Raw genomic sequence first — 475 nt, forward strand, 5'->3', positions numbered from 1 at the left:
ACCTGGGCTCGCACCTGATCCAGTCGATGTCCGGCGAGCCGCAGGACGTGGTGAAGGGCGCAGTCTGGCAGGAGGTGCGCACGCATTTCCGCCCCGAGTTCCTGAACCGGATCGACGAGGTGGTGGTGTTCCACTCGCTGGACCAGCAGCACATCGAGTCCATCGCCCGCATCCAGCTGCAACGGCTGCAGGCACGTCTGGCACGCATGGACATGACGCTGGACGTGACCGAGGCGGCGCTGGAGAAGATTGCCAGCGCAGGCTACGACCCGGTGTTCGGCGCCCGGCCGCTGAAGCGCGCGATCCAGCAGCAGATCGAGAACCCGGTGGCCCGCGCCATCCTCGAAGGCAAGTTCGCCGCCAAGGACGTGATCCCGGTGGACTACGAAGACGGCGCGTTCACGTTTGGGAAGATGGTGGACTGAGCGGCTGGCAAATCTGCCGGTACAAGAAAACGGCCCGGAGGGGGATACCC

General features: G+C 65.5%; 1 pseudogene. It reads left to right on the forward strand.

Features of this window, described 5'->3' with window-relative positions:
- Positions 1-425: pseudogene (locus AC1DIH_RS28190) on the forward strand (type VI secretion system ATPase TssH); the annotation flags it as partial.
- Positions 426-475: the final 50 nt, after the last annotated feature.

It is taken from the genome of Pseudomonas sp. 05N36, from assembly GCF_056397385.1.